4 protein-coding genes are annotated in these 7,499 nt (G+C 75.9%); all 4 read right to left on the reverse strand.

Annotated elements, in window-relative coordinates:
* Nucleotides 1–12: 12 nt before the first annotated feature.
* Complete coding sequence (locus ABD160_RS10490) at nucleotides 13–1,533, reverse strand: MFS transporter (protein WP_344020963.1); 1,521 nt, start codon at nucleotides 1,531–1,533, stop codon at nucleotides 13–15.
* 29 nt (nucleotides 1,534–1,562) lie between these two features.
* Nucleotides 1,563–5,933 (reverse strand): oxidoreductase, encoded by a 4,371-nt coding sequence (locus ABD160_RS10495; RefSeq protein WP_344020965.1) that lies wholly within the window; start codon nucleotides 5,931–5,933, stop codon nucleotides 1,563–1,565.
* 59 nt (nucleotides 5,934–5,992) lie between these two features.
* A complete protein-coding gene (gene mftC / locus ABD160_RS10500) occupies nucleotides 5,993–7,237 on the reverse strand; it encodes a mycofactocin radical SAM maturase (protein WP_344020967.1) in 1,245 nt (414 codons plus the stop codon).
* A 48-nt stretch (nucleotides 7,238–7,285) separates the two neighbouring features.
* Nucleotides 7,286–7,499: mycofactocin biosynthesis chaperone MftB (gene mftB / locus ABD160_RS10505; RefSeq protein ID WP_344020969.1), on the reverse strand; the 214-nt coding region annotated here is incomplete at its 5' end.

Genomic DNA, 7,499 nt, shown 5'->3' on the forward strand with positions numbered 1-7,499 from the left:
TACAGCCTGCCCTCACCGGCCGGCGTGCCGCAGCGCGGTCAGCGCCAGCACGACGACACCGGTCAGCAAACCGGACGCGACCAGCCCGACCACGCCGAACCCGGCGGTGAAGGCCGACCGGCCGGCGTCGAGCAGGGCGGTGGCGGGCCCCGGCGGCAGCGAGCCGGCGGCGGTGACCGCACCGGCCAGACCCTCCCGGGCCCGGTCGGCGGCCTCGGCGGGCAGCCCCGGCGGGAGCACCAGCCGTCCACCGTAGACGGCGGCGAGCACGCTCCCGGTGACGGCGACGCCGAGCGCCACCCCCAGCTCACCCGCCGTCTCCGAGATCGACGCCGCCGATCCGGCACGCGCCGACGGCACCGAGCCGATCACCAGGTCGGTGGCCAGCACGCCGATCGGGCTCAGCCCGAGCACCGTCCCGGAGACCAGCACCAGCACCGCCACCGTGCCGCCGCCCGCCCCGACCAGCCCGACCAGCAGCGATCCCAGCGCGGCCAGCCCGGCCGACGTCGCGACGACCGTCCGGACGCCGAACCGGCGGGCCAGCACCGGGGTCAGCAGCGACCCGGCGACGGTGACCCCGGCGACCGGCAGCATCCACAGTCCCGCGGTGAGCGCCGAGGCGCCGCCGACCAGCTGCAGGTACTGCGGCAGCACGAAGAACAGGCCGTTCACCGCGAGCAGCGCGACCAGCAGCACCAGCACCGCGGCGGTGAACGCCGGCCGGGTGAACAGCGCGATGTCGAGCAGCGGATCGGCCAGCCGCCGCTGCCGGCGGACGAACAGCACCCCCGACACCACGCCGACGACGGCCGGGACCAGCGTGATCGCCTCCGGGCCGTAGGCCGCGGTGTTCTTCACCGCGTAGACCAGCGGGAGCATCGCGGTGAGCGAGAGCACGACGCTGGTCGGGTCCAGGCGTCCGGCACGGCTGCCGTGCTCCTCGGGGAGCAGCAGCGGGCCGAGCACGAGCAGCAGCAGCATCACCGGCACGCCGAGCAGGAACACCGCCCCCCACCAGAACGCCTCGACCAGCGCCCCGCCGACCAGCGGCCCGATCGCGGCCCCGACCGAGAACGTCGTCATCCACACGGCGACCGCGAACCGGCGCTGGACCGGATCGGGGAACATCGTCGAGATCAGGCCGAGGGTGGACGGCATCAGCGTGGCCCCGGCGATGCCGAGCAGCGCGCGGGCGGCGATCAGCAGCTCGGCGGTCGGGGCGAAGGCCGCGAGCACCGAGGCGACGGCGAACGCGGCGGCCCCGATCAGCAGCAACCGCCTGCGCCCGATCCGGTCGCCGAGGGTGCCCATGGTGATCAGGAAGCCGGCGATCAGGAAGCCGTAGATGTCGAGGATCCACAGCTGCTGGGTGGCCGAGGGCTGGAGGTCCACGGCCAGCGCGGGTGCGGCGAGGTAGAGGACGCTGATGTCGAGTGCGAGCACCAGCAGGGGCAGCGCGAGGACGGCGAGGCCGATCCACTCGCGGGGGCCGGCGCGGTCGTTGCCGGTCAGGGAGGTCTCCGTGGTCATGGTCCCGACGCTAGAAAGTAGAGTTGGCTTCAGGTCAAGACTGCGCTGAGGAGTGCGCTGCCCTCGCGGATCGCCGCGTCGGCGCGGCGCGGTGTCAGCGCGTCACCGATCCGGTGCACCGTCGGGCCATCCTCCCCCGGCCCGGTCCACAGCCGTGCGCAGGTCCCCGCGGACGGCACGGCGGGCACCGCCGCGACGACGGCGGCGACCTCCCGGCGTTCGATCCGACCGGTCGGGTGGTGCAGCAGCTCCACCGCTCTGCTCTGCTCACCTGTGCGCTGCACCCCGAGCACGGCCCGGTCGGTGCTGCACCGGATGCCGGCCGCGTGCGCGCGGCACCGGAACCCCTCGCGGTCCAGCGTGAGGCCGAGATCCTGCCCGACGACCAGGGCCGGGGTGACGATCTCGGTGTCGTGCCCGCGGGCCGACAGCAGCTCGGCGACCGAGGTGGCGTGGTGGAACCCCAGTTCGTCGACGACGAGCACCGGGCCGTCCGGGACCGGCGCCCCGGCCAGCACGTCGTCGACCGGCACGGTCAGGCCGTCCGGGTCCCAGGGCGGCGGTGCCGGACGGGCACCGGTGGCCAGCACGAGCGCGTCCGGCCGGTACTCCTCGACGAACGCCCGGTCCACCTCCGTCCCGAGCCGGAGCCGCGCGCCGGACTCGTGCACGGCCCGCAGCAGGTCGTCGGTGACGTGCCCGAGCTCGGCCCGGCCCGGCGCGGTGGCCGCGAGCGCGAGCCGGCCGCCGGTGCGGGTGGCCCGCTCGACCAGCAGGACGTCGTGCCCGCGGCCGGCCAGCGCGGCCGCCGCGGACAGACCGGCCGGCCCGGCGCCGGCGACCAGCACCCGGAGCACCGGTCCCGCGGGACCGGACCGTTCCGGTGCAGGCGGCCCCTCGAGACCGGACCGGGCCGATCCGGTGGGCCGTGCAGGACCGGACCTGGCCGGTGCGGGCGGGCGCGCACCGACCGGCAGGACGGCGGGGGCGAGCCACTCCCGGCCGGCCGCCGGATCGACCAGGCAGCCCAGCGGCAGGTTCAGCCCGACCCGCCCGATGCAGTCCTGGTTGCAGCCGACGCAGCGGCGGACCGGACGCCCGGCGAGCGCCTTCGCCGCGAACGCCGGATCGGCGATCTGCCCGCGGGCGATCCCGACCAGGTCGCACTCGCCGCGGTCCAGCGCCCCGGCGGCCTGGGCGGGCGTGGTGAACCGTCCGACGCCGATCACCGGCACGTCCGCACCGGCCTCCCGGACCGCGTCGCGCAGCCGGGCGGCGAGCCGGCCGGCGTATCCGGACGGGGTGTGCATGGACGGCTCGATGAGGTGCAGCGTCGAGGTCGCGACGCCGATCGAGGTGTTGAGGTGGTCGACCGCGCCGGTCGCGACGAGCCGGCGGGCGAGCGCGGCACCGTCGTCCGGGGTGATGCCGCCGGGGATCCGCTCGTCGACCCCGATCCGCAGGCCGAGCACCGGGTCCGGGCCGATCGCCTCGCGGACCGCGGCGACGACGTCGAGCACGATCTTCGCCCGGTCCCGGCCCCAGGCGTCGGTGCGCCGGTTGGTGGCCGGGGACAGGAACAGGCGCAGCAGCGACGCGTGCGAGCACTGCAGTTCGACGCCGTCGAACCCGCCGTCGACGCAGCGTGCGGCGACGTCGGCGAACGCGGCGACGATCTCGGCGATCCCGGCGGCGTCCAGCTCGGCCGGGACCTCCCGGAACATCGGGTCGGGCAGCGCGGAGGGCCCGACGACCGGCTCGCGGGAGTACATCCCGGAGCCCTGGGCGCCGTTGTGGTTGAGCTGGGCGAGCACGACGGCGCCGTGCCGGTGCACCGCGTCGGTGAGCGCCCGGTAGCCGGGCAGCACCGCCGGGTCGTGTCCGCGGATCAGCCGCTCGTAGGGCCGGTCGGCCGGATGGACGGCGTGTTCCTCGGTGATCACCAGTCCGGCGCCGCCCGCGGCCCGGGCCGCGTAGTAGCCGACGTGCCGGGGGGTCGGCAGGCCGCCCTCGGCGAAGCCGGTGAGATGGGCGGTGAAGACGATCCGGTTCCGCAGCGGGTGACGGCCGAGCCGCAGCGGGTCGCCGAGCCGCGGCGAGACGGCCGGCTCGGCACGGCCCGCCCCGGCCGCGCGGCCCCCGGCGCCGGGCCCGGCGGTGGCCCGCTCGACGGTGGCCCGCGCGACGTGGTGGCCTTCGGCGGCGGGCGCTGCGACGCGACGGGACCCGGCGGGCTCCGGCGCGCGGCAGAGCCCCTCGCCGAGGGCCTGCGCGGCGCGGCGACCCTCCCGGACCGCCTCGGCGATCGTGCGCGGTGCCACCCGGTCCCCGATGCTCCGGCGACCGGGCGCGTCCGGCAGTGTCCGGTCCGGCAGCCGGGCCGCACAGTCCACGACGGCCGCACAGGGCACCGTCGTCACCGCCCCGGTGTGCACGTCGACCAGCTCCGCGACGCCGTCCCGGACGTGGCGGACCGCGGTGAACAGCGCCCGGACGACGCCGGCCCGCTCCAGCCGGGCGTTCGCCGGTGCCATGTCCCCGCAGCGGCCGAGCTGGTGCCCGGCGACGGCGTCCGGGGTGGACAGCGTGACCCGGTATCCGGCACCGGCCAGCAGCTCCGCCACACCCGGCCCGGTCCAGTCGCCGACCGGGTCGCGCACCAGAACCGGCGCCCCGGCGGACACCCCGCCGGCGGCGAGCAGGGTCCGGACCCGTCGCGAACCGGCGAGGTCCGTACCGGCTGACCCGGCTGCGGCGGCCAGCTCGGCCGCCGGCACCACCGGCACGTCCGACCCGAACCCCGGGGCCGTCGGTCGCGATCCGGTCGCGAGGAGCACCGGCACACCGCGGGCGCTCGCCGCGGCGACGGCGGAGCCGTCCAGGTCGGAGCCGAGCTCGACCCGCACCCCGAGCCGCGCGAGCTCCCGCTCCCACCACGGGACCGCCAGGAGCAGCCGGCTGCGACCGGGCAGCGCCGCCGCCGCGTGCAGCATCCCGCCGAGCCGCGACGAGCGTTCGTGCAGCGTCACCGGATGGCCGAGCAGGGCGAGCGTCCGGGCGGCCTCGCACCCCGCGGGACCGCCGCCGACCACGAGAACCGGCCGCGGCACCGGCGGCCCGGCGGCGGAGCGCGGGACCACGGCGGGTTCGGTGCGCTCGTATCCCGACCGGGGTTCCAGCTCGTCACCGACGACCGGGTTGCGCGGGTCCCTCGCGGCGGCGAGCGCGTTGGTCAGCAGACACGGCCGCACCCGCTCCGGCGTTCCGGCCCGGACCAGCGCGACCAGCGACGGATCCGCGATCTGCGCTCTCGTCATCTCGACAATATCTGCGTCGCCGCAGGTCAGGACGTCCTCGGCGAGCGACGGCGAGGCGACGCTGCCGGCCAGCGCGACGGCCGTCGCACCGTCCACCGCGCGGCGCACCGCGGCGCAGCGCTCCCGGAGGAACGCCTCCGGGGTGTGCAGGTCCGGGCGGGTGGCCGCCACCGAGAGCCCGCTGCCGGCGACCGGGACGAGCAGATCGACGTCGGCGGCGACCGCCCGGGCCCGCCCGACGCCGTCGGCGGGTGTGATCCCGGCCCACGGCGCGAGCTCGTCGATGCACAGTCGCAGGGTCAGCAGCGGCTCCGGGCCGATCTCCTCGCGGACGGCGGCGAGCACCCGGCGCAGCAGCAGCGAGCGGTCGCGGCCGTAGGCGTCGGTGCGGTGGTTGGTCAGCCCGGAACAGAACTGACGCAGCAGCGAGTGCTGTCCGGCGGAGATCTCCACACCGTCCACACCGTTGTCCACAGCCGAGCGGGCGGCCGCGGCGAAGCCGAGCACGATCTCCTCGATCTGCGCGGCGTCCATCGCGACCGGGACCTCCCGGGAGACGACGTCGGGCACCGCGGACGGCCCCCACAGCGGGTGCCCGGAGTGCGCCGTCGAGCCCTGCCCGCCGGCGTGTGCGAGCCCGGCGAGCACCAGCGTGCCGTGCGGCCGGCACGCCTGGGCGACGGCGGCCCAGCCGCGCGCGGCCGGCACGTCACCGAGATGCAGCTCAGCGGGCCCGTCGGCCCGCGGGAGCCCGCTGAGCTGCATCTCGGCGTGCGGATCGGGTGCGACGAGGGCCGCGGCAGGCCCGGGCGCCGCGGCGGAGCGGGGCGCAGCGGCGGGGCGGGGCGCAGCGGCGGACCGCGGAGCAGCGCCGGACCGCGGAACAGCGCCGGAGCGGGGAGCAGCGGCGGGGCGGAACGCGGCCGGCGCGTAGGCGTACGGATGGTCCGACGGGTGCACCGACGCCGGCTCGACCACGATGATCCCGGCGCCGCCCGCGGCCCGCTCCGCGTAGTAGGCGACGTGGTCGTCGGTGATCCCGCGCCCGGCGTCCCCGAGGTTCGTCTCGTGCGGCCCGAACAACACACGCGACGGGGCCCGCCGACCGCGCAGGTCGACGGGCCCCGTCAGCAGGTCCGTGGTCAGCTCCCGGCGACGGGAGCGGCCGGGGCCTGCGCGGGAGCGGACGCCGGGCTGAACCCGGCGAGCGGGCTCTCGTCGCAGGCCCGGTCCGGCCGGCGCGGCGGCGGGGCGAGCGACAGCATCGTGGGCTGCTTCGGGGTGCGCGAGTTCCGCGGCGCCGACCGCGAGTGGTCCACGTCGGACTTCGGGATCACCGTCCCGGAGTCCCGCGCGGCCAGCATCTGCTCGCCGTAGCCCTGCACGCACTCCGGGTCCGGGCCGTCCAGCGGCAGGCCGGTGAAGAACTTCGCCGCCATGCAGCCGCCCTGGCAGGAGTCGTAGTGCTGGCACGACGCGCACGCCCCGCCGGTCTGCGGCTTGCGCAGGTCGGTGAACAGCTCGGAGTTCGTCCACACCTCCTGGAACCCGCCCGCGTCGCGGACGTTGCCGGCCAGGAAGTTCTCGTGGATCGCGAACGGGCAGGCGTAGACGTCGCCGACCGGGTCGATCAGGCAGACCACCCGGCCCGCGCCGCACAGGTTCAGCCCGGGCAGCGCCTCGCCGTAGGCGGACAGGTGGAAGAACGAGTCGCCGGTCAGCACCTGGTCGCCGTGCGCGACCAGCCAGTCGTAGAGCTGCTTCTGCTGTGCCTGGGTGGGGTGCAGCTCGTCCCACACGTCGGCGCCGCGGCCGGACGGGCGCAGCCGGGTGATCCGCAGCTGGGCGCCGTACTTGTCGGCGATCGCCTTGAACTCGTCGAGCTGGTCGACGTTCTCCCGGGTCATCACCACCGAGATCTTCGGTGCGACGAACCCGGCCTCGGCCAGGTTCTCCAGCGCGGTGATCGCGGTGTCGAACGATCCCGGACCGCGGACGTGGTCGTTGACCTCGGCGGTCGCACCGTCCATCGAGATCTGGATGTCGACGTAGTCGGTCGCGGCCAGCTGGGCGGCGCGCGCCTTGTCCAGCTTGACGCCGTTGGTGGAGAACTTGACGCCGACGTCGTGGGAGATGGCGTAGTCCAGCAGCTCCCAGAAGTCCGGGCGCACGGTCGGCTCGCCGCCGCCGATGTTGACGTAGAAGACCTGCATCCGCTGCAGCTCGTCGATGACCGCCTTGGCCTCGGCGGTGGTCAGCTCGCGCGGGTCGCGCCGGCCCGACGACGACAGGCAGTGCACGCACGCGAGGTTGCAGGCGTAGGTGAGCTCCCAGGTCAGGCAGATGGGCGAGTTCAGGCCGTACTGGAAGTGGTCGACCAGCTTCACGGGCACCTCACTGTGGTGGTCGGCAGGACTGTGAACGGCGGAGCGGGACTAGCGGGCGACGATCGTTCCGGACCGCAGCAGGCCGGACAGCGCCTTCAGATAGGCCTCGTGCTGCGCGGCGGGCACACCGGCCGCCTCGACCGCGGACCGGGCGTCCGGATGACGTTCCAGGCCGGTGACGACCTCGACGAGCTCCGGGGTCTTGAGGAACGACAGCTTGCGGGTCACGAAGTCGTACACCAGTGCGCCGAACGGTTCCGGG

The organism is Pseudonocardia kongjuensis (genome assembly GCF_039526905.1).
Lineage (GTDB): Bacteria > Actinomycetota > Actinomycetes > Mycobacteriales > Pseudonocardiaceae > Pseudonocardia > Pseudonocardia kongjuensis.

Excerpts from the sequence above, each read along its gene's own strand:
- ABD160_RS10490 (WP_344020963.1), bottom strand. The coding sequence starts at position 1,533 with ATGACCACGGAGACCTCCCTGACCGGCAACGACCGCGCCGGCCCCCGC.